Here is a 22,849-nt window from a genome sequence, read left to right as displayed (position 1 = left end):
TTGCCCTGATTGTGGTTATTATGGTGCATATTTACGCCGCCCTGTGGGTGAAAGGCACCATTACCGCGATGGTGGAGGGCTGGGTGACCAAAACATGGGCGAAGAAACATCATCCCCGCTGGTACCGGGAAGTTCGCCAGAAACAGGAAAAGAAGACTGAATGAGTATTCGCATAATCCCGCAAGATGAGCTGGGTTCGAGCGAGAAACGTACGGCGGAGTACATTCCGCCGTTACTGTTTCCCAGGCTGAAAAATCTTTATAACCGTCGGGCCGATCGTCTGCGCGAACTGGCACAGAACAACCCGCTGGGCGACTACCTGCGCTTTGCTGCGCTCATTGCACACGCCCAGGAAGTGGTGCTCTATGACCATCCGCTACAGATGGATCTGACCGCCCGCCTCAAAGAAGCGAACGAGCAGGGCAAACCGCCGCTGGATATTCACGTGCTGCCGCGCGACAAGCACTGGCACAAGCTCCTGCATTCGCTGATTGCCGAGCTCAAGCCAGAGATGAGTGGCCCGGCGCTGGCGGTCATCGAAAACCTCGAAAAAGCCTCTGAGCAGGAGCTGGAGCTGATGGCAAGCGCCCTGTTCGCTTCCGACTTTGCCTCGGTCAGTAGCGACAAAGCGCCGTTTATCTGGGCTGCGCTGTCGCTCTACTGGGCGCAGATGGCCAACCTGATCCCCGGCAAGGCGCGCGCCGAGTATGGCGAACAGCGTCAGTATTGCCCGGTCTGCGGTTCAATGCCGGTATCCAGCATGGTGCAAATTGGCACCACGCAGGGCTTGCGCTACCTGCACTGCAACCTGTGCGAAACCGAATGGCACGTCGTGCGCGTGAAGTGCAGCAACTGCGAGCAGAGCCGGGATTTACATTACTGGTCTCTGGACAACGAGCAGGCGGCCATTAAGGCCGAAAGCTGCGGTGACTGCGGGACTTACCTGAAGATTCTGTACCAGGAAAAAGATCCGCAAGTGGAAGCCGTGGCCGACGATCTCGCCTCGCTGGTGCTGGATGCCCGCATGGAGCAGGAAGGCTTCGCCAGAAGTTCGATTAACCCGTTTATGTTCCCGGGTGAAGGGGAGTAAATCCCCCCATATTGCCGGGTAATCCACGTTGCCCGGCACTCGCCAAAACCTGATACGCGCGCACCTCAGCAGAGGAAGGCCTTCGCTTTAGCATGCCCTTCTCCCGTCCCCGATGCTCATTTTCTACAAAAAAAACCTTTTCTATCGACGGCAACCCAGGCTATAACACTGTATATCCATACAGACCAAAGGAATATAATGATGGCACTGGAACACGGTATTGCCCGGCTGGTTGAGGAGTTTATCGCCGCAGGGCGCCCCTCTTCGCGAGAGCGAAATATTGATGACCGGAGGGCAGGTTATGTTGCCAGTGCGGTACTGGCAGGAGAAACCGAAACGCGAGTGCAGGTGGATGATGTCATGCTGGAGGGGATGCATTTTCGCGTGGTATCGCCGCAGAATGCGGCCGGTCCGCTGCCCACCGTTATCTACTATCACGGCGGCTGTTTTATCAGCGGCGGTTTCGCCACCCACGATAAACAATTGCGCCAGCTGGCGTATGAAAGCGGCTGCCGGGTCATTGCCGTGCAATACCGGCTGGCTCCCGAGCAGACGTTTCCTGCCGCGCACGATGACGCGGAACAGGGAGCGCAGATTATCCGCCGCCACGCGGAGCCGCTCGGGGTCGATGCCTCGCAAATCACCCTTGCGGGCGATAGCGCGGGGGGGCATCTGGCTCTCGTCACCGCGCTCCGGCTGAAAGCCGCGGGTGGCTGGCAGCCCGCACAGCTGATTCTGATTTACCCCATGCTGGACGCCACCGCGGCTTCGGCAAGCTACGTCAGCAATGGAGAGGATTACATCATCACCCGGGATACGCTGCTGAGCGGTTACGAAATGTACCTGCCCGCAACGGAATCGGCACACCCGGAGGCCAGCCCGCTGTGGCGAGACGACTTCAGCGGCCTGCCGCCGGTGCATATCCTCACCGCCGAATATGACCCGCTGCGTGATGAGGGTGAAGCGCTGTATCAGCGAATGATCGAGCAAAGCGTGGTCTGTACCTGCCAGCGCTATGCTGGCGTGATTCACGGTTTCTTTCAGCTGGGTGGCATCAGTCTGGCGGCTCGCCATGCCATGGGCGATATCGCCTGGCGAATCCGTTCACCAGGTCGGTCGATATAATCAGCGCGCCGGGAATTACTCTTCTTCGTTCCCGCCCTCTTCATACGAACCAAACGGCTTCGCGGGCAGAACGATGTAAATGCCTTCAAAAATAGCGCCCAGATTCTCGCCGCCAAACAACTCAACCTGCAGCTGTACGCGGGCTTTGCGCCCGCGTGCCAGGCGGTCGAGATCGCCGCTGAGCGAGCCCAGATCGGCCACCGCGCTCGGGCGGCCGCTAATCGGCTGGCTGTAACGGATATGGGCATCGGCGAGAATAATCGTGCCGCCCAGATGCTGCTCGCGCAGCATCAGCCAGATAAGCCCCCAGCCGGTCAGCGTCGCCAGGGAAAACAGACTTCCGGCAAACAGCGTATGGTGCGGATTCTGGTTACCGGCTTCAGGCATGGTGGTGATGAAGTTTTTGCCGGTGTACTGCTGAATACGCACACCCATTTTTTCGCTGAGCGGAATATGCTGATACCAGGCCTGCTGCAGCTGCCCGCACCAGTCGCCGCGATGCAGAATATCGTCCAGCGAGGCGATTGGCTTAATCATCAGGAAGTGGCGGATCGGCGTGGTGGTCGGCGTGGTAATTTCGCCCTGGTTAACAAAACCGAGCTTGGCAAAGAAATCCATCGCGTCTTCGCGAGCGCTACAGGTCACGCGCTTAACGCCCTCCTGACGGGCGACGGACTCCAGCGTCATCGCCATCAGCGTCCCCAAGCCTTTATCCTGCACCGAGGGATGTACGGCCATAAAGCGAATAGAGGCTTCGTTCTCCGCGTTTATATACAGCCGCCCGACGGCAACCAGGTTGCCTTCTTCATCCACGACCATCTGGTGATGCGCCATCGCATCCCAGGCGTCACGCTCCGATCCTTTGGGCTGATGGAGCGGCTTGCGCAACATCTCCCAACGGAACTGATAGTAGCTCTCGAGTTCGTCTTCTGTTTGCGGTACACGAAGGTGATACATAGCCGTACTCTCTTTTGTTACCCGCAGCCGGCCCGGAAGCTGGCTCATACCTGCAACCAAAAGGTCACAGGACCATCATTCACCAGTGAGACCTGCATATCCGCAGCGAATCTCCCGGTTTGGGTGTTCATCTCCTGCTGGCGACAGCGACCGACAAAATAGTCATACAGCGCTTCCGCTCTGTCAGGGGCGGCCCCTCTGGAAAAACCCGGTCGCATGCCCCGTTCGGTATCCGCCGCCAGCGTGAACTGTGAGACCACCAGGACGCTGCCGCCGGACTGCCGCACATTGAGGTTCATTTTTCCTTCGCTATCGCTGAAAATACGATAGCCAAGTACGCGCTCGCACAGGCGATTCGCTTTTTGCTCATCATCGTCTTTCTCAACGCCCAACAACACCAGAAGCCCCGGGCCGATTTCCCCCGTCACTTCGCCCTCCACGGTTACGCTTGCACGGGATACGCGTTGAATTAATGCAATCATAGTTATTCTGGTTCTTCTTTTTTAAGTTTGCGGTATTCCTCGAGAGTGACAGTAATTTCTGCCCCAAGCAAGACGATACACCACGTCCAGTACACCCAGACAAACAAAATAGGCACCACGGCTATCACGCCGTAAATCAGCTGGTACGACGGGAAGGTCGTGATATATAAAGCAAACGCTTTTTTGCCCGCCTCAAACAACAGCGCCGCCACCAGCGATCCGATAATTGCATCGCGATTGCGTACCTGGGTCGTCGGTACAATGCTGTAGAGCAACCAAAATGCCGTCCACGATAACATCAGCGGGAAGAGACGCAGCACATCATCAATCACGCTGTTCAGTTCGCTCGCCCAGCGCAACGACAGCAGATAAGAGCTGATGGCCAGACTCGCCCCCGCCAGCAGCGGCCCCAGCGTCAGAATCATCCAGTAAACGGCAAATGAGTAAATTTTGGGCCGGGTACGCGTGCTGCGCCAGATGGTGTTCAGCGCGCTATCAATCGAATACATCAGCAGCAGCGAGGTCACGATCAGCCCAAAGGCGCCGACGGCGGTCATCCGGCTGGAGTTCGCGACAAACTGTTCGATGTATCCCTGAATGACATCCCCTGTCGCCGGGATGAAGTTAGCGAAGATAAAGTGGCGAAGCTGCCCGCTGACCTCGGCAAACATCGGAAACGCCGAGAACAGCGCAAAGACGACGGCGATCAGCGGCACCAGGGAGAGTAACGACACATAGGCGAGATTCCCCGCCAGTGTCGTCATATGGTCTTCATCAATACGCCGCCAGAGCAGTTTTATCCAGGCAATCAGGGGCCGGACGCGGCGCTTTGCTTTTTGATGAACGGTTTTGAGCATAGTTATTTCGCAAAGTAGGCGGGGATGGTCTCCTTTCCGGTTACCAGAATACTGGTTATCCCCAACAGCTTAGCCCCTGCTATATTATCGGCGTTATCGTCAAAAAAGACCGTCTCCTCGGCAGAAAAACCTTCCGACTGCAGGACGCTTTGATAGATTCGCGCCTCGGGTTTACGCATCCCCATCTCCTGGGAAAGATAGATACGATCGGCGGCGGCCCGCACCTGCGGATATTCATCCGGCCAGAAAGTGGTATGCAGACGGTTGGTATTCGACAGAACAACCACGCGGTGCCCCTGCTCGCGCAGCTTTTGCATAATAGCGATGACTTCCGGGCGCAGAGAGACAAAAACGGCCTGCCAGCCGTGGGAAAACTGCTCATAGCTCAGCGGCATATTCATTTCATGGCACATCGCGTGCGCAAAGTCCTCATCGCTAATTTCACCGCGCTCGTGCTGATGGAACGCCTCGCCCATGGTGAAATGCTGCTTGAGCGTCGCGAGCGGGATACGGCTCAAATCGCTCCATGTCCCGAGAACCCGGTTGAAGTCGATGTCGACAATCACATTACCTAAATCAAAGATATAGAGCATTTTTGTCTCCTTGCGCGCCATGAAAGATTAACTGTAGCGGGAAAGGCGGTATTTGACTATGTATGGTTTTTAAACCGGTGTTCAGAACGATTTAGGCTGCCCGATAACGGCTCGCCCCTGGAGAGCCACGCTGCTCACTTTTCCCTTCAGATATCCCGCCACACTCATCACTGACCCAGAGCGCAAAGCGTTACGGAGCCCCCAACCGGTGAACAGCCCCGTCTGACTTTTTGGCCGCGGTTCACCGGTTGGGGTGTCTACAGACAAAAAAACCCCGCCATAAAGGCGGGGTTCGGTATCGACAAGAAGCGAGAATTAATCTTCTTTCGCACCGCGCATTGCGCGTTTACGGTCGTTCTCAGTCAGGTGACGTTTACGGATACGAACGGAAGTTGGGGTCACTTCTACCAGTTCGTCGTCATCGATGAACTCCAGAGCTTGCTCCAGGGTCATCTTAACCGGCGGAACCAGGACCGTTGCTTCGTCAGTACCGGAAGCACGCATGTTGGTCAGTTTCTTACCGGTCAGGCAGTTTACGGTCAGGTCGTTAGAACGACTGTGAATACCGATGATCTGGCCTTCGTAAACTTCAGCACCGTGGCCGAGGAACAGCTTACCGCGGTCCTGCAGGCTGAACAGTGCAAACGCAACCGCTTTACCCTGACCGTTGGAGATCAGTACGCCGTTCTGACGCTGGCCCACATCGCCCGCACGAACGTCGTCGTAGTGGCTGAAAGTGGAGTACAGCAGACCAGTACCGGAGGTCATGGTCATGAACTCAGAACGGAAGCCGATCAGGCCACGGCTTGGGATCACGTAGTCGAGACGTACGCGGCCTTTGCCATCTGGATTCATGTTTTTCAGGTCGCCTTTACGCTCACCCAGAGCCTGCATGACAGAACCCTGATGCTGCTCTTCAACGTCCAGCGTGACGTTTTCGAACGGCTCTTGTTTACGGCCGTCGATTTCGCGGAAGATAACTTTCGGACGGGAAACCGCCATTTCGAAACCTTCACGACGCATATTTTCGATCAGCACAGACAGGTGCAGCTCACCACGACCGGAAACGCGGAATGCATCCGCATCCGGAGTTTCTTCGACGCGCAGCGCCACGTTATGCACCAGCTCTTTATTCAGACGGTCAAGAATCTGACGAGAGGTAACGTACTTACCTTCTTTACCGCAGAACGGAGAGGTGTTAACGCAGAAGAACATGGATACGGTTGGCTCATCGACTGACAGCGCCGGCAGCGCTTCAACATTCTGCGGATCGCAGATGGTATCAGAGATGTTCAGTTCGCCCAGACCGGTGATCGCGATGATATCGCCCGCTTCAGCAATATCGCTGTCGATACGCTCAAGGCCCAGGTGGGTCAGAACTTTACCCACTTTACCGTTACGGGTTTTGCCTTCACTATCAATGATAGTGACCTGCTGGTTTGGCTTCACTTTACCGCGTTTGATGCGGCCGATGCCAATGACGCCAACGTAGTTGTTGTAGTCCAGCTGGGAGATCTGCATCTGCAGCGGGCCATCAAGGTCAACGTTCGGCGCCGGAACACGATCGACGATAGTCTGATACAGCGGAGTCATATCTTCAGCCATATCTTCGTGATCCAGACCCGCAATACCGTTCAGCGCAGAAGCGTAAACGATCGGGAAGTCCAGCTGTTCGTCGGTCGCGTCGAGGTTAACGAACAGGTCGAATACCTGATCGACAACCCAGTCAGGACGCGCGCCAGGACGGTCAACTTTGTTGATGACGACAATCGGCTTCAGGCCATGAGCAAAGGCTTTTTTGGTCACGAAGCGCGTCTGCGGCATCGGGCCGTCAAATGCGTCAACCACCAGCAGCACAGAGTCAACCATGGACATGACACGCTCAACCTCACCTCCGAAGTCGGCGTGCCCAGGGGTATCAACGATGTTGATACGGTAGTCATTCCATTTGATGGCGGTGTTTTTCGCGAGGATAGTAATCCCACGCTCTTTCTCCAAATCGTTGGAGTCCATCACTCGTTCTTGAGTTTCGGCACGCGCATCGAACGTACCGGATTGCTGCAGCAGCTTATCAACCAGGGTAGTTTTACCATGGTCAACGTGCGCGATGATGGCGATATTACGCAAATTTTCGATCACAACTTTGCCTCAGGCATTAGAAATAGCGCGTTATTGTACACGGATTAATCGCAGTACAAAACAGGATCACAAACATCCTCCGCAAACAAGTATTGCAGAGTTTCTTTGTGATCGCTTTCACGGAGCGTTAAAAGGGTTATTCAAGGTCAATTGCACCAAATCAGTGCCCAATGCTCACGCAATTGCACTATATTAGTGCAATGCATTCATAATGGTGCAGCCCTTTTGCACGATGGAGTGCATGATAACGCCTTTTGGGGGCAATTTAAAAGTTGGCACAGATTTCGCTTTATATTTTTTAAGGCAACAACGCCACTTTTCGTAGTTAAAAAGTTTTCGTTTCCACGACGACAATGACCAATCCGGGAGAGTTTAAGTATGTCCGCTGAACACGTTTTGACGATGCTGAACGAGCACGAAGTGAAGTTTGTCGATCTGCGCTTCACCGATACCAAAGGTAAAGAACAGCACGTCACAATTCCTTCTCATCAGGTAAATGCCGAATTCTTCGAAGAAGGCAAAATGTTTGATGGCTCCTCGATTGGTGGCTGGAAAGGTATTAACGAATCTGACATGGTTCTGATGCCGGATGCGACCACTGCGCTGATCGACCCGTTCTATGAAGAACCGACGCTGATCATCCGCTGCGATATCCTGGAACCAGGCACGCTGCAGGGCTACGACCGTGACCCGCGCTCCATCGCAAAACGCGCTGAAGAATACCTGCGCTCTACTGGCATCGCAGACACCGTTCTGTTTGGGCCAGAACCAGAATTCTTCCTGTTCGACGATATCCGTTTCGGCGCCTCTATCTCTGGCTCCCACGTGGCTATCGACGACATCGAAGGCGCATGGAACTCCTCCACCAAATACGAAGGTGGTAACAAAGGTCACCGCCCAGGCGTGAAAGGGGGTTACTTCCCGGTTCCGCCGGTTGACTCCTCTCAGGACATCCGTTCTACCATGTGTATGATCCTGGAAGAAATGGGCCTGGTTGTTGAAGCTCACCACCACGAAGTGGCTACCGCGGGTCAGAACGAAATCGCGACCCGTTTCAACACCATGACCAAAAAAGCGGACGAAATTCAGATCTACAAATACGTTGTGCACAACGTTGCGCACCGTTTCGGTAAAACCGCGACCTTCATGCCGAAACCAATGTTCGGTGACAACGGTTCCGGTATGCACTGCCACATGTCTCTGTCCAAGAACGGCGTTAACCTGTTCTCTGGCGACAAGTATGCAGGTCTGTCTGAACAAGCGCTGTACTACATCGGCGGTGTTATCAAGCACGCTAAAGCGATCAACGCCCTGGCAAACCCGACCACCAACTCCTACAAGCGTCTGGTCCCGGGTTATGAAGCACCGGTCATGCTGGCTTACTCCGCCCGTAACCGTTCCGCTTCCATCCGTATTCCGGTAGTCACCTCGCCGAAAGCACGCCGTATTGAAGTGCGCTTCCCGGACCCGGCGGCTAACCCGTACCTGTGCTTCGCAGCACTGCTGATGGCTGGCCTTGACGGTATTAAGAACAAAATCCATCCGGGCGAAGCGATGGACAAAAACCTGTACGACCTGCCGCCGGAAGAAGCGAAAGAGATCCCACAGGTTGCGGGTTCTCTGGAAGAAGCACTGAACGCGCTGGATGCTGACCGTGAGTTCCTGACGGCTGGCGGCGTGTTCACCAACGACGCTATCGATGCCTACATCGCCCTGCGTATTGAAGAAAACGACCGCGTACGTATGACTCCGCACCCGGTTGAATTCGAACTGTACTACAGCGTCTGATTTTGCTGTAAATCCCCGGTATTCCGTGTTGTGGCGTGGGGTACCGTGGATATTTTGTTGCCGTGGAAACTTTCAGCCCATCTCAGGATGGGCTTTTTTCTCCACCAACACTCTGATCTCATACGCTTTTTACCTATAAAAAGCTATACTGCACTAAAATAGTGCACTCTTTTCAGGAGACTGTCGGATGGCAACAGGCACTCAGCCCGATGCTGGGCAGATCCTTAACTCTTTAATCAACAGTATTTTACTGGTCGATGACGACCTGGCGGTGCATTACGCGAACCCGGCCGCGCAGCAGCTGCTGGCGCAAAGTTCACGTAAGCTCTTTGGCACGCCGCTCCCGGAACTGTTGAGTTATTTTTCCCTGAATATTGACCTGATGCAGGAAAGCCTGCTGGCGGGCCAGGGTTTTACCGACAACGAAGTGACGCTGGTTATCGATGGCCGCTCGCATATCCTGTCTCTGACGGCACAGCGCCTGCCTGAAGGCTATATCCTGCTGGAGATGGCCCCGATGGATAACCAGCGGCGCCTGAGCCAGGAGCAGCTGCAGCACGCCCAGCAAATTGCGGCGCGGGATTTGGTTCGCGGGTTGGCCCATGAGATCAAAAATCCGTTAGGCGGTCTGAGAGGCGCTGCGCAATTGCTGAGTAAAGCGCTGCCTGACCCGGCGTTGATGGAATACACCAACGTGATTATTGAACAGGCCGATCGCTTAAGAAATCTGGTCGATCGCCTGCTGGGGCCGCAGCATCCAGGGATGCACGTGACCGAAAGCATCCATAAGGTTGCCGAACGGGTTGTGAAGCTGGTCTCGATGGAACTGCCGGATAACGTCAGACTGGTCCGCGATTACGACCCGAGCCTGCCGGAGCTCCCTCATGACCCGGACCAGATCGAGCAGGTTCTGCTGAATGTCGTTCGCAACGCGCTACAGGCGCTGGGGCCAGAAGGCGGCGAGATCATCCTGCGCACCCGTACCGCCTTTCAGTTGACGCTGCACGGCGTTCGTTACCGCCTCACCGCGCGTATTGACGTCGAGGACAACGGCCCGGGAATTCCGTCCCATTTACAGGATACGCTGTTCTATCCCATGGTTAGCGGTCGCGAAGGCGGTACCGGTCTGGGGCTCTCCATTGCCCGCAGTCTTATCGATCAGCACTCCGGCAAAATTGAATTTACCAGTTGGCCAGGGCATACCGAATTCTCGGTGTACCTGCCTATTCGGAAGTAGAGGTGTTTATGCAACGAGGGATAGCCTGGATCGTTGATGACGATAGCTCCATCCGTTGGGTGCTTGAACGCGCGCTCACCGGAGCAGGCTTAAGTTGTACAACGTTTGAAAACGGCAACGAGGTGCTTGATGCACTCACCACCAAAACCCCGGATGTACTGTTATCAGATATCCGGATGCCGGGAATGGATGGGTTGGCGTTACTGAAACAAATTAAACAGCGTCACCCCATGCTTCCGGTCATCATAATGACCGCGCATTCGGATCTGGACGCGGCGGTCAGCGCCTATCAGCAAGGCGCCTTTGACTATCTGCCCAAACCTTTTGATATTGATGAAGCGGTCGCCCTGGTCGATCGCGCGATCAGCCACTATCAGGAACAGCAGCAGCCGCGCAATATCACGATAACCAGCCCGACGGCCGATATCATCGGCGAAGCGCCGGCGATGCAGGACGTCTTTCGCATCATCGGCCGCCTGTCGCGTTCATCGATCAGCGTATTGATCAACGGCGAATCCGGTACCGGTAAAGAGCTGGTCGCGCACGCCTTGCATCGCCATAGCCCGCGGGCAAAAGCGCCATTTATCGCACTGAATATGGCTGCTATCCCAAAAGACCTGATCGAATCTGAACTTTTCGGTCACGAAAAAGGGGCGTTTACCGGCGCCAATACCGTGCGTCAGGGACGTTTTGAGCAGGCTGACGGCGGGACTCTGTTCCTCGATGAGATCGGCGATATGCCGCTCGATGTGCAGACGCGCCTGCTGCGCGTTCTGGCCGATGGCCAGTTCTATCGTGTTGGCGGCTATGCGCCGGTGAAGGTAGACGTGCGCATTATTGCCGCCACCCACCAGAACCTTGAGCAGCGCGTACAGGAAGGGAAGTTCCGTGAGGACCTGTTCCATCGCCTGAACGTGATTCGCGTTCATCTGCCGCCGCTGCGCGAGCGCCGCGAGGATATTCCCCGCCTGGCGCGGCATTTCCTGCAAATTGCCGCCCGCGAACTGGGGGTCGAAGCCAAGCAGCTCCATCCGGAGACGGAAACCGCGCTAACCCGTTTAGCCTGGCCCGGTAACGTCCGCCAGCTGGAGAACACCTGCCGCTGGCTGACGGTGATGGCAGCAGGCCAGGAGGTTCTGACGCAGGATCTTCCCAGCGAACTGTTTGAAACCGCGATTCCCGATAGCCCGACGCATATGCAGCCGGACAGCTGGGCAACGTTACTGGGACAGTGGGCCGATCGCGCCCTGCGTTCCGGTCATCAAAACCTGCTTTCGGAAGCGCAGCCGGAGATGGAGCGGACGCTGCTCACGACCGCCCTGCGTCATACGCAAGGGCATAAGCAGGAGGCCGCACGTCTGCTGGGGTGGGGACGTAATACGCTAACGCGCAAGCTGAAAGAGTTAGGAATGGAGTAAACGTCATGCCCGGTGGCGCTATGCTTACCGGGCCTGCAGAATCCGTAGGCCGGGCAAACGAAGTGCCGCCCGGCATGACAGAGTTAAATGACGCGGGAGAACTGCTGCATCCGCGCTTTCTGACGCAGATAGGCATCAAAGCACATGCAGATGTTGCGAATCAGCAGACGGCCTTTTGCCGTCACCTGAATACCCTTATCATCCACATCCACCAGCCCATCTTTTGCCAGCGGTGCCAGCAGCGCCAGATCGTCGGCAAAATAACGCTGGAAATCCAGTTGCCACCGCGTTTCTACCGCAGAAAAATCGAGATGGAACTGGCAAATCAGCGCCTTAATAACGTCACGGCGAATACAGTCATCGTGGGTCAGCGCGATGCCGCGCCACAGCGCATCTCCGGTTTCATCAACCTGTTGATAGTAAAGCTTCAGCTCTTTCTGGTTCTGCGCGTAGCAGTCGCCAATCATGCTGATCGCCGACACCCCCATCCCCAGCAGATCGGTATCGCCCTGGGTGGTGTAACCCTGGAAATTGCGGTGCAGGACGCCGTCGCGCTGAGCAATGGCCAGCTCATCATCCGGGCGGGCAAAATGATCCATACCGATAAACTGATAGCCGGCGTTGGTGAGTGAGGCAATGGTCTCTTGCAGAATATCCAGCTTCTGTTCTGCCGAAGGCAGGTCGGCATCTTTGATTTTACGCTGAGCGGCGAAGAGCGTCGGCAGATGCGCATAGTTAAATACGCTCAGGCGATCGGGGTTGAGCTCGGCTACTTTTTGCAGCGTAAACGCAAAACTCTCCGGCGTTTGCTTCGGCAGACCGTAAATCAAATCGATATTCGTCGAGGTAAAACCAATCTCACGAGCATGGTTGAGCAGGGCAAAGATAAACGCCTCATCCTGCTCGCGGTTAACCAGCCGCTGAACCTCTTTATTGAAATCCTGTACCCCCATACTCAGCCGGTTGAAGCCTTCCGATCGGAGATGATCCAGGACATCCAGCTCAATTTCACGCGGATCGACTTCAATCGAGATCTCTGCATCAGCGTTAAAATTGAAATGGCTGCGCAGCAAATGCATTAAGCGGCTGATTTGCGCTTTATTCAGGTAAGTGGGGGTACCGCCGCCCCAGTGCAGCTGGTTCACCTGACGCCCGGCAAAGAGCGGCGCGCGATGAATAATTTCCTGCTGCAGAACATCCAGATACTGGTCGGCTTTATGCTGCTGGCGAGTCACAATTTTGTTGCAGCCACAGAAATAACAGAGCTTGTGACAAAACGGAATATGCACATACAGCGATAGCGGACGCTGCGGGTAGCGAGCTACCGCCTCGTCAAATTCTGCCGCACCGAACTCAGGAGAAAACTCCAGCGCGGTGGGGTATGAGGTATAACGTGGCCCCGAATAATTATATTTCTGGATCAGGGCCAGATCCCAGTCGATTAACTGCACAGACATGCTCACTCCTTCCGATGGTGCCGTCGGCGGGTACGCCGCCCCGGCCCAACCGCACCTCGGGTAATGAGCCGGTTGCGCAGCCATTTCTGACGCCGCGACAACCGTCGTAGTTTAACGAATAACCACAGCAGATAACATACAACCAAAAGGGTTATAAGCAGGACCGGGAATCCGATTGAGTGCAAACGTTAGTTTCCACCCTTCAGCAGACGCATCATATCTTCCTGGCGCTCTTCTTCCTCGTCCTCGTCATCATCGTAGGACAGGCCAAGCTGCTGCATCAGCTCATCAATACGATCGAGTTTGGCATCGACCCATGACTGCTCTTCAGCATTCAGGGTGCCCCCCTCTTCCAGACGTTCCAGCAGCGCGTCCAGGCGCTCATCATTTTCCAGCAAATCCAGCTCAGCCTGTGGTGAAAGCATAGGTTTCTCGCTCTTCGGTTTGTGCTGCTTAGTAGCCGGGGTGCTTTCAGTCACGCCCAGCGGAATCGGTTTTTTACTCCCAATACGCGGATCTTGCTGTTGGCTCTGTTTTTTGCCGGATGATGCGGCATCACCGCCGTTTGCGCGACTTCCTGCCGCGTGACCACGATGTTTCTTCTGGCGTTTGCGATCGCGGGATTCCTGGTTCATTTCTTCACGTGTCTTGCGATGCGTTTTGCCACGGGGTACGGATGTCGGTTTTTTCATATAAGTAATCTTCAGATTCGTTTTCTTCAGTATAGAATTGAGGCGGAATCTAGCAGAAAGCAAGCAAAGAAAAAAGGCGACAGATTACTCTGCCGCCTTTTTCCTCACTGACAACCCTTAGCGGGTTCTACTTTCCCTGTTAGCTTACGACGTACCCTGTCTTTCCTTTAGCAAATAACAGTCCCTGTTACATCCCTTTCCTTGTCAAAACGTCTCCAGACGTTTGTCATCCTGACATCACTCCCGGGTCTTCGCCTCCTGGCGCTCCTGACAACTCATCCTGAGTCACTGTCCTGTTGGCTTCCTCGCCTTACCCATTACTCTACCGTTTTCAGCAAATCCTACAACTAACCACAGAATAAAAATGGTTATTCAGGATTGTTCTTTAAATTTAATTGTATGATTTTTAATGTGTTAACACTGCCAGTGCCCTTCGTTTCTCATCGATTGCCTCACCATTGAATGGACAATATCTCACAAAGTGAAGGGCTTTTACTTACGCCGGAGGATGCGGTAAAAACAGCCTTTTTCTGCTGTTCAGGTATAATCCCCGCCATAGCCTTATTTAACGGAGACGACAGTCTTGACTAACTGGAACTATCAACAGACGCATTTTGTCACCAGCGCACCCGATATCCGCCATCTTCCATCCGATACCGGGATCGAAGTTGCTTTTGCTGGTCGCTCAAATGCGGGGAAATCCAGCGCCCTGAATACGCTCACCAACCAGAAAAGCCTGGCGCGTACTTCTAAGACTCCTGGCCGCACCCAGCTAATCAACCTGTTCGAAGTCGCTGAAGGCAAACGCCTGGTCGACCTGCCAGGTTACGGCTACGCTCAGGTGCCGGAAGAGATGAAGATCAAATGGCAGCGCGCGCTAGGTGAATACCTGGAGAAACGCCTGTGCCTGAAAGGACTGGTGGTGCTGATGGATATCCGTCATCCGCTGAAAGACCTCGATCAGCAAATGATCGAATGGGCCGTAGAAAGCGATATCCAGGTTCTGGTTCTGCTCACCAAAGCCGATAAACTGGCCAGCGGCGCACGTAAAGCGCAGGTGAATATGGTGCGTGAAGCGGTTCTTGCCTTTAACGGCGATGTGCAGGTTGAACCCTTCTCTTCGCTGAAAAAATCAGGCGTGGATAAGCTGCGTCAGAAGCTCGACAGCTGGTTTAATGAGATCCCTCCTCAGGAAGAGATCGCCGACGGAGAGTAATCGCCGTTGTTTTCCCGGATAGCGGCGCCTGACGCCTTATCCGGGCCGCATCATCAGCCCATCGCGGCTGGCAAAAAATTTTCTTTCGCGCAATAAAAAACGCCCCGGTCATAAATGACCGGGGCGGCTAAAATATTCAGCCAAATCCGATTACGTGAAGTAAAAGGTCTGAAAGATAGAACATCTTACCTCTGTACCCTACGTCGTTAACTCTACTCTTCTTTTGGTTACGGAGAAAGCACTTTTTGTAGTTTTTTTTCACTCTTTACATAGCAAATTCAAATGATCATCACAAAACGCTATAAGTTATGTTGCTTACTTACAGAAAATCACCTTATCCACTGAATACTTAGTGCGCTTGATCCCAGTTTTCTCCGCTTCCCACTTCCACCAGCAGCGGTACCGCCAGCGTCGTGCTGTTTTCCATCAGTTCGTGCACCTTCTTCGCCACGGCATCAAGATCTTCTTTGTGCACTTCAAAGACCAGTTCATCGTGCACCTGCATGATCATCCGCACCCGCGGCTTCTCGGCCAGCAGCCATTCATCAACGGCGATCATCGCACGCTTGATAATGTCTGCCGCCGTACCCTGCATCGGGGCATTGATCGCCGCACGTTCGGCGCCGGCGCGCCGGGCGCCGTTGCTGGATTTGATGTCCGGAAGGTAGAGGCGACGGCCATCCAGCGTTTCGACATAACCCTGCTCTTTTGCCTGTGCCCGGGTACGCTCCATGTAATCGAGAACGCCCGGATAGCGCTCAAAATAGAGGTCCATATATTTCTGTGCCTCTTTGCGCGGAATATTGAGCTGCCGTGCGAGACCGAATGCGCTCATGCCATAGATCAAACCAAAGTTAATCGCCTTGGCACTTCGACGCTGCTCGCCGCTAACGCTTTCCAGCGGCAGGCCAAAGACCTCTGCCGCCGTCGCGCGGTGGATATCTTTACCTTCTGCAAACGCGGTCAGCAGGCCTTTATCACGCGACAGATGCGCCATAATGCGCAACTCAATTTGCGAGTAGTCGGCAGAGACGATGAGGTAATCCGGCGGCGCGATAAATGCCTGACGAATACGACGCCCTTCTTCGTTACGCACCGGAATGTTCTGCAGGTTAGGATCGGTGGAGGAGAGACGCCCCGTCGCCGTTACCGCCTGGTGATAAGATGTATGCACCCGACCGGTTTTAGGGTTAATCATCAGCGGCAGCTTGTCGGTATATGTCGACTTCAGCTTCGCCAGCCCGCGATATTCCAGAATAACTTTTGGCAGTGGATAATCCAGCGCCAGTTCTTCGAGCACTTCCTCGGAAGTAGAAGGCGCGCCGCCCGGCGTTTTCTTCAGCGGCTTAATACCTTGTTTTTCAAACAAGATAGTCTGCAGCTGCTTGGGGGAAGAGAGATTGAACTCTTCACCCGCGATCTCGTAGGCTTTCTGTTCCAGTTCAAGCAGGCGTTTGGCTATCTCCTGCGAATGGGCATGCAGCACCGCCGGATCGATTTTGACGCCGTTGCGTTCCACGCGAGAAAGCACCGGTACCAGCGGCATCTCTATATGCGTAAAGATGTTCCGCGGACCTTCATGCTGCTGCAGCTTCGGCCACATCTTCAGGTGCAGCTGCAGGGTGACATCCGCATCTTCCGCCGCGTAGCGCCCGGCTTCTTCCAGCGCTATCTGGTTAAAGGTGAGCTGATTTTTACCTTTCCCGGCGATCTCTTCAAAGGTAATCGTTTTATGCTTCAGCCAGCGGTCAGCAAGGCTGTCCATATCATGGCGGCCCGCCACGCTATCAAGAATGTAGGACTCCAGCATGGTGTCAAAAGCGATGCCGCGTAGCTCAATGTCATAGTTCGCCAGAATTCCGCGGTCATATTTCAGGTTTTGCCCAACCTTCAGCAGTTTCTCGTCTTCCAGCAGGGGTTTCAGCAACGTCAGTACGCGTTCACGGGGAATCTGATCAGGTGCATCGAGATAATCATGGGCGACTGGTACATAGGCTGCGACGCCGGGCTCAATGGCAAACGACAGGCCGACCATATTGGCGGAAATGTTATCCAGGCTGTCCGTTTCCGTATCAAACGCCACCAGCGGCGCTTTTTTCAGCTTCTCGATCCATTCGATCAGCGTCTGTTCATCAAGAATAGTGACGTAGTTTTCCGCAGACAGCGTCGCGGCCACCTCGACCTCTTCTTCCGCTACAGCCGATGCTTCTGCCGGTTTTTCGGCTGGCTTAACGCCTTTAGACTGCATCCATTTGCCAGATTCAACATCGGTGATCCAGCGTTTAAATTCATATTTTTTGAACAGCGCCAACAGATCGTCCGCTGCCGGCGGCAGCACGTGCAGCTCTTCACAGCTCAGATCCAGCTCGACGTCGGTTTTAATCGTAGCCAGCTGATACGAGAGGTAGGCTACCTCTTTATTCTGTTCCAGTTTCGCCGCCATCGTTTTGGCGCCGCGGAAGGTCAAACCGGCAATTTTTTCTGGCTCCGCGTACAGCGCATCCAGCCCCCCCAGTCCCTGCAGCAGCGCCTGGGCCGTTTTCTCGCCCACGCCGGGTACGCCTGGAATGTTATCGGAGGAGTCGCCCATCAGCGCCAGGAAGTCAATAATCAGCTCCGGCGGAACGCCGTACTTCGTCACCACTTCATCCGGGCCAAGAATGGTATTGGTCATGGTATTAATCAGGGTAATACCCGGTGTAACCAGCTGCGCCATGTCTTTATCACCGGTACTGATAAGCACCGGACGGCCCGCTTTTTCTGCTTCGCGTGCCAGAGTTCCGATCACATCGTCCGCTTCGACGCCAGGCACAGCCATCAGCGGCAGCCCCATCGCCTTCACCATGGTATGCAACGGTTCGATCTGCGCCCGCAGATCGTCCGGCATCGGCGGACGATGTGATTTATAATGCTCAAACAGTTCGTCACGGAAAGTTTTCCCTTTGGCATCAAAAACCACAACGGCATGAGTGGGTTGATACTGGAGGATCAGGCTGCGCAGCATATTCAGCACGCCATACATAGCGCCTGTCGGTTCGCCGGCGCTGTTAGTCAGCGGCGGGAAAGCGTGATACGCCCGGTAGAGGTAAGAGGAGCCGTCAACGAGGATAAGTGGGTTTTCTGGGATCTGAACCATAATTTCCGTGCCTGTTTATCAGATTATGGCTAAAGGATGCCACAGACAGACCTGAAAACCTGAATTTTTCCCGCATTTCACCAAAAAGATTCGTTGATCCGGTCGATCGTGCGGCAATAATATCTGTGGATAACTTTGTGCATAGTTTTATAAGGATAGCTGTCTGGTCTGAAATAAAATAGCAAAAAACATAATTTAATTTTATTTATCATGAAGTTAATTATCGATCCTGGCTTTTAATACCCTTCTAATGACTCAATGTTCCATGTGGATATAAGATCCGCTGTTTTTTCTGTTCTGGTAAGACCCGTCATTTGCTGCGTTTTCTGGTAAAATCAGCCTCTTGCACGGTTTAACTGCGCTCTTTATCAGCCTAACTTTCTGAATAAACTAACTATGTCGAGATTACTCGCTGCGATAACACTTCCGCTGAGTATCGCCCTTACCATCTTAGTCACCATTATCTGTTCCGTACCGATAATCATCGCCGGGCTGATTAAACTTCTTGTGCCCATCCCTGCGGTATGGCGTGCGATTTCCCGTTTCTGCAATTTCATGATGTATTGCTGGTGCGAAGGGTTGGCACTGCTGCTCTACCTGAATCCCAGGCTGACGTGGGACGTGCAAGGTCTTGAGGGACTGAACAAGAAAAACTGGTATCTGCTCATCAGCAATCATCATAGCTGGGCGGATATCGTGGTGCTCTGCGTGTTGTTCCGCAAGCATATTCCGATGAATAAATACTTCCTTAAGCAACAGCTGGCGTGGATACCTTTTATCGGGCTTGCCTGCTGGGCGCTGGATATGCCCTTTATGCGTCGCTATTCACGAGGCTATTTAATTCGCCATCCTGAGCGTCGCGGTAAAGATGTTGAAACGACTCGCCGCTCCTGCGAGAAATTTCGCGCGCATCCAACCACCATCGTCAATTTTGTCGAAGGTTCGCGTTTTACCGAAGACAAGCAGCAGCAAACCCGTTCACCTTATCGCAATTTATTGCCACCGAAGGCCGCAGGTATCGCGATGGCGTTGAACGTGCTTGGTGCGCAGTTCGATAAGCTGTTGAACGTCACGCTTTGCTATCCGGAGAACAACAGGCGGCCATTTTACGATATGTTAAGCGGCCGACTGACGCGCATTGTTGTTCACGTTAATCTCGTTCCCGTGGCGGAAGATCTGCATGGCGACTACGTGAATGACAAAAACTTTAAGCGCCGTTTCCAGCGTTGGTTGAATGAACTGTGGGAAGAGAAAGACAGTCAGTTGACGGAAATTATGCGGACAAAAGGACGCGAAGAGCGTTGAACCTGAGAAGAATGCCACCTTCACAGGTGATTTAAGAGGGATATTAAAAAGCCGGTCAGTGACCGGCTTTTTTTTACTTCTTCTCAACCAACTGCTTAACGCTATCCGCATACTGGGCGACAAAGGCGTCCATATTGCTGGTATCCATTCCCTGCGGGTTCAGCTGATATTTGCCGTCGACATACATGGCCGGTACGCCCTGCAGCTGGAAGTCAGCAGCCGCTTTTTCCTGCTGAGCAACCAGGGATTTCACCACAAAGCTGTTCCATGCCGCATCGTAGTCTTCGCCTTTCACGCCAGCGTCAACGAAGACTTTACGAATATCCGCCACGGTCTGCACGGTCTGGGTTTTCTGCACCGCTTCAAACATCGGCACAGTGATCTTATCTTCAACGCCCAGCGCCATCGCAACGGCCCATGCCTGGGTTAAGTCTTTACCCAAAGGCCCGAGGAATTCAACGTGGTACTTGGTCATTTTGACGCCTTCCGGCAGCTTTTTCTTCACGTTATCAGAAACGTGCAGCACTTCTTCAAACTGATAGCAGTGCGGGCAGTAGAACGAGAAGAACTCAAGAACCTGAGGCGCGCCGGCGACGGGCTTATCGAGGGTGATGTACTGCTTACCGTCGGCTATCTGGGCAGCAGAAGCACTAAAAGCCAGAATCATACCAGCCAGCGCCAGCCAAATTTTTTTCATGTTTACGTCTCTCCTGGAAATATCTAATTAATACATTGGCGTTAACTGAAGAGGGGGTTCTTGCAGAACCTTCACCTGCTCAAGAAAAGTTGCTGTCTGCCCCCGCCAGTAATCTTCCCCGGTAAGCCAGGGGAAATTAACAGGGAAAGCAGGATCGTCCCAGCGCCTGAGCAACCATGCCAGATAATAAACTAACCGCATGGCGCGTAAAGGTTCGATAAGGGCGATTTCGTCTGAATTAAACGGACTGAATTCTTCATAAGCTTCAACGATCATCTCCAGCTGCATGCGCTGCTCGGCTTTATCACCGTTCAGCAGCATCCAGAGATCCTGGATGGCCGGACCGTTGCGGGCATCATCTAAATCGACAAAAAGCGGACCATCGCGCCAGAGAATATTACCGGCATGGCAATCACCGTGCAGGCGCAGAACGTCCGCGTCGCCGTGCCATTGTGCAATAACGGCAGCGATCAGCTTATCTGCGGCGCGGAGGAAATCCTTCTTCAGACCTGAGGGGATCAGCGTTGAGTGTTCAAAAACGTCCCGCGGCGCCAGCAAATACTCATTCACCCCAATCTCAGGGCGCGCGACAAAACGCGATTTACGCCCGGTCTGGTGCAAACGCCCCAGATAACGGCCGACAGACTCCATTTGATCGAGGTTATCAGATTCAAACTGGCGCCCACCTAAGCTGGGGAACACGGCAAAATAGAAGCCCTGGTGCTGATGAAGGGTTCTGTCATTGAAAAACAATGGTGCAGCAACAGGAACGTCATCCTGCTTGAGCTGAAGGGTAAACTGGTGTTCTTCGAGGATCTGTTCGGCAGACCAACGTTCAGGACGATAGAACTTCACCACATAGCGATGGCGGTCTTCGTCCTGAAACTGGTAAACGCGGTTTTCATAGCTGTTGAGCGGCGTGAGCCCGGAGTCCACCCGCATCCCCAGATCGAATAGCCCATCAATGATGGTATCCGGGTTTAGCGTCTGAAAATTAAAAGCCTTATCGTGCATCCTGACATCCGATAAACTTAGGAGTAGTTCAGGATATCATCTCATAACTCGTTCCGCGGCAGCACTTACAACCTTTTACTCTTTGATGACGCCGCGCGCGCGCAATAAGGCCGTTTTGAAATCCTCTTCGTAATCCTTCTGAATACCAGGAATAACGGCCTCTTTTGCCGAATCACGCATTTTCAGATGATAAATCAGGATATCGTCGGAAAGATCGGCCAGTTCGCCGGCGTAACCGGCCTCTTTTGCGAGTTTCTGCAAAAATTGCATCAGGTTCAGCTCCGGCTCTTTCTGCCAGGCTGGCTGGAGGAGTTCAATTACTTCATTCAGACGTTTACATTTCATGGTCATGCTCCTTACTCTTGATAGCGACAAGTTAACAGGGTCAATCCCACAATGAAAGAGGCGATATTGATATGCAAGGCGAGGTCATAACCGGCGTTGTATTAGCAGGCGGAAGGGCCACGCGGATGGGAGGCGCGGATAAGGGATTGCAGCTACTCGACGGTAAGCCATTATGGCACCATGTTGCAGAGGCGCTGTCTCCTCAGGTGACCAACCTGGCTATCAGTGCCAACCGTAATCTGGAACGCTGGTATGAAAGCGGGTATCCGGTGTATTCCGACACTCTCTCTGACTTCCCGGGGCCATTAGCTGGTATGCTATCCGTGATGCAGCAGACAGAGAGCGAATGGTTTCTCTTCTGTCCCTGCGATACCCCCTTTATCCCCTCATTCCTGGCTGAGCGCTTTTTACAGCAAAAAAAGACCGCGCCCGTAGTCTGGGTCTACGACGGAGAACGCGATCATCCCGCCATTGCCCTGATAAATCGATGTGTAATGCCCGATCTGGCGGCATATCTTGCCGCAGGAGAACGACGCGTGATGGCTTTTATGCGCAACAGCGGCGGGCATCGCGTTGATTTCAGCGATGCCCGCCCGGCATTTATTAACGTCAATACCCTTGATGACTTGCAGAGCATACAGGAGCAATCATGATCCCCGTTCTCGCCATTTCCGCCTGGAGTGGTAGCGGTAAGACAACGCTGTTGAAGAAATTAATCCCCGCATTGTGTGCTGCTGGCCTGCGTCCAGGTTTGATCAAACATACCCATCACAATATGGATGTCGATAAACCGGGTAAAGACAGCTATGAATTGCGTAAAGCCGGTGCGGCTCAAACGATTGTCGCCAGTTCACAGCGCTGGGCGCTGATGACGGAAACGCCGGATGCAGAAGAGGTAGATTTGGCCTGGCTGGTTAGCAGGATGGATGCATCAAAACTGGATTTAGTTCTGGTTGAAGGGTTTAAGCATGAGCCGATAGCGAAGATCCTGCTTTTTCGACAACAGAGCGGGCATCGTGTTGAGGAGCTTGTCGTAGATGATTATGTGATTGCGGTGGCCAGCGACACGCCAATAGAGACATCTCTCCCACAGCTAGATTTAAACAATATTCCGCAGATCGTGGCGTTTATTCTACGTTGGTTGGCGGAAGCTTAATGGCAGTGAGTATTTCAGCAAAATTAAGCGCGGCGGATAAATAACGATAAAAACGCAAAAAGCCCATCCTGACGGATGGGCTTTTTACTGATTTGATGCCTGGCAGTTCCCTACTCTCACATGGGGAGACCCCACACTACCATCG

20 protein-coding genes and 1 pseudogene are annotated in these 22,849 nt (G+C 53.7%); 10 read left to right on the top strand and 11 right to left on the bottom strand.

The genetic code is table 11. The features are described from left to right. The 3 genes and pseudogenes from CWM52_RS24580 to CWM52_RS24570 all read left to right on the top strand — a co-directional run. A pseudogene (locus tag CWM52_RS24580) lies at positions 1-164 on the top strand (formate dehydrogenase cytochrome b556 subunit); the annotation flags it as partial. Then, positions 161-1,090: a formate dehydrogenase accessory protein FdhE gene (gene fdhE / locus CWM52_RS24575; protein WP_100686452.1), complete on the top strand. Its 930-nt coding sequence runs from the start codon at positions 161-163 to the stop codon at positions 1,088-1,090. The pseudogene CWM52_RS24580 and the gene fdhE, both read left to right, overlap by 4 nt. A gap of 201 nt (positions 1,091-1,291) precedes the next feature. Next, the gene (locus CWM52_RS24570; protein WP_100686451.1) at positions 1,292-2,215 is read left to right on the top strand and encodes an alpha/beta hydrolase; all 924 of its coding nucleotides are present in this window, start codon (positions 1,292-1,294) and stop codon (positions 2,213-2,215) included. A gap of 15 nt (positions 2,216-2,230) precedes the next feature. Here the strand turns inward: CWM52_RS24570 and fabY are convergent, their stop codons facing one another. The 5 genes from fabY to typA all read right to left on the bottom strand — a co-directional run bounded on the left by fabY (position 2,231) and on the right by typA (position 7,243). After that, positions 2,231-3,172 (bottom strand): fatty acid biosynthesis protein FabY, encoded by a 942-nt coding sequence (gene fabY / locus CWM52_RS24565; RefSeq protein WP_165785434.1) that lies wholly within the window; start codon positions 3,170-3,172, stop codon positions 2,231-2,233. Between the two features lie 44 nt (positions 3,173-3,216). Continuing rightward, complete coding sequence (gene dtd, locus CWM52_RS24560; RefSeq protein ID WP_100686449.1) at positions 3,217-3,654, bottom strand: D-aminoacyl-tRNA deacylase; 438 nt, start codon at positions 3,652-3,654, stop codon at positions 3,217-3,219. 2 nt (positions 3,655-3,656) lie between these two features. Further along, positions 3,657-4,511: a virulence factor BrkB family protein gene (locus tag CWM52_RS24555; RefSeq protein WP_100686448.1), complete on the bottom strand. Its 855-nt coding sequence runs from the start codon at positions 4,509-4,511 to the stop codon at positions 3,657-3,659. 2 nt (positions 4,512-4,513) lie between these two features. Further along, positions 4,514-5,104 carry a glucose-1-phosphatase gene (yihX, locus tag CWM52_RS24550; protein WP_100686447.1) on the bottom strand — a complete coding sequence of 197 codons (591 nt, stop codon included), beginning with the start codon at positions 5,102-5,104 and terminating at the stop codon, positions 4,514-4,516. A gap of 315 nt (positions 5,105-5,419) precedes the next feature. Further along, the gene (gene typA, locus CWM52_RS24545; protein WP_100686446.1) at positions 5,420-7,243 is read right to left on the bottom strand and encodes a ribosome-dependent GTPase TypA; all 1,824 of its coding nucleotides are present in this window, start codon (positions 7,241-7,243) and stop codon (positions 5,420-5,422) included. Between the two features lie 378 nt (positions 7,244-7,621). On the opposite strand from typA, the gene glnA reads away from it, so the two are divergent. The 3 genes from glnA to glnG all read left to right on the top strand — a co-directional run bounded on the left by glnA (position 7,622) and on the right by glnG (position 11,686). Beyond that, complete coding sequence (glnA, locus tag CWM52_RS24535; protein WP_100686445.1) at positions 7,622-9,031, top strand: glutamate--ammonia ligase; 1,410 nt, start codon at positions 7,622-7,624, stop codon at positions 9,029-9,031. Between the two features lie 187 nt (positions 9,032-9,218). Beyond that, a complete protein-coding gene (gene glnL / locus CWM52_RS24530; protein ID WP_100686444.1) occupies positions 9,219-10,268 on the top strand; it encodes a nitrogen regulation protein NR(II) in 1,050 nt (349 codons plus the stop codon). An 8-nt stretch (positions 10,269-10,276) separates the two neighbouring features. Then, complete coding sequence (glnG, locus tag CWM52_RS24525) at positions 10,277-11,686, top strand: nitrogen regulation protein NR(I) (RefSeq protein ID WP_100686443.1); 1,410 nt, start codon at positions 10,277-10,279, stop codon at positions 11,684-11,686. An 83-nt stretch (positions 11,687-11,769) separates the two neighbouring features. Here glnG and hemN read toward each other — a convergent pair whose 3' ends face one another. Both hemN and yihI read right to left on the bottom strand, forming a co-directional pair. Further along, positions 11,770-13,143 carry an oxygen-independent coproporphyrinogen III oxidase gene (gene hemN / locus CWM52_RS24520; protein WP_100686442.1) on the bottom strand — a complete coding sequence of 458 codons (1,374 nt, stop codon included), beginning with the start codon at positions 13,141-13,143 and terminating at the stop codon, positions 11,770-11,772. Between the two features lie 188 nt (positions 13,144-13,331). Further along, entirely contained in the window at positions 13,332-13,835 is a 504-nt protein-coding gene (gene yihI, locus CWM52_RS24510) for a Der GTPase-activating protein YihI (protein ID WP_100686441.1), read from the bottom strand. A 583-nt stretch (positions 13,836-14,418) separates the two neighbouring features. On the opposite strand from yihI, the gene yihA reads away from it, so the two are divergent. Beyond that, positions 14,419-15,051: a ribosome biogenesis GTP-binding protein YihA/YsxC gene (yihA, locus tag CWM52_RS24505; protein WP_032690136.1), complete on the top strand. Its 633-nt coding sequence runs from the start codon at positions 14,419-14,421 to the stop codon at positions 15,049-15,051. 349 nt (positions 15,052-15,400) lie between these two features. On the opposite strand, the gene polA is transcribed toward yihA, so the two are convergent. Next, a complete protein-coding gene (polA, locus tag CWM52_RS24500) occupies positions 15,401-18,187 on the bottom strand; it encodes a DNA polymerase I (RefSeq protein ID WP_100686440.1) in 2,787 nt (928 codons plus the stop codon). A 396-nt stretch (positions 18,188-18,583) separates the two neighbouring features. Between polA and CWM52_RS24490 the strand changes: the two genes are divergently transcribed. Next, positions 18,584-19,492 carry an acyltransferase gene (locus tag CWM52_RS24490; protein WP_100686439.1) on the top strand — a complete coding sequence of 303 codons (909 nt, stop codon included), beginning with the start codon at positions 18,584-18,586 and terminating at the stop codon, positions 19,490-19,492. A 73-nt stretch (positions 19,493-19,565) separates the two neighbouring features. Here CWM52_RS24490 and dsbA read toward each other — a convergent pair whose 3' ends face one another. The 3 genes from dsbA to CWM52_RS24475 all read right to left on the bottom strand — a co-directional run bounded on the left by dsbA (position 19,566) and on the right by CWM52_RS24475 (position 21,548). Continuing rightward, positions 19,566-20,189: a thiol:disulfide interchange protein DsbA gene (dsbA, locus tag CWM52_RS24485; RefSeq protein ID WP_100686438.1), complete on the bottom strand. Its 624-nt coding sequence runs from the start codon at positions 20,187-20,189 to the stop codon at positions 19,566-19,568. 27 nt (positions 20,190-20,216) lie between these two features. Then, positions 20,217-21,203 (bottom strand): serine/threonine protein kinase, encoded by a 987-nt coding sequence (locus CWM52_RS24480; protein ID WP_100686437.1) that lies wholly within the window; start codon positions 21,201-21,203, stop codon positions 20,217-20,219. 75 nt (positions 21,204-21,278) lie between these two features. After that, positions 21,279-21,548, bottom strand: coding sequence for a YihD family protein (locus CWM52_RS24475; protein WP_100686436.1), 270 nt, complete (start codon positions 21,546-21,548; stop codon positions 21,279-21,281). 71 nt (positions 21,549-21,619) lie between these two features. On the opposite strand from CWM52_RS24475, the gene mobA reads away from it, so the two are divergent. Both mobA and mobB read left to right on the top strand, forming a co-directional pair. Further along, the gene (mobA, locus tag CWM52_RS24470; protein WP_100686435.1) at positions 21,620-22,201 is read left to right on the top strand and encodes a molybdenum cofactor guanylyltransferase MobA; all 582 of its coding nucleotides are present in this window, start codon (positions 21,620-21,622) and stop codon (positions 22,199-22,201) included. Then, entirely contained in the window at positions 22,198-22,704 is a 507-nt protein-coding gene (gene mobB / locus CWM52_RS24465) for a molybdopterin-guanine dinucleotide biosynthesis protein MobB (protein WP_100686434.1), read from the top strand. The genes mobA and mobB overlap by 4 nt, the downstream gene beginning before the upstream one ends. Positions 22,705-22,849 lie beyond the last annotated feature (145 nt).

The organism is Raoultella sp. T31, from assembly GCF_002806725.1.
Lineage (GTDB): Bacteria > Pseudomonadota > Gammaproteobacteria > Enterobacterales > Enterobacteriaceae > Klebsiella > Klebsiella electrica.
Note: the sequence above shows the minus strand (reverse complement) of the source record. Positions and strands in the feature narration are given on the sequence as shown.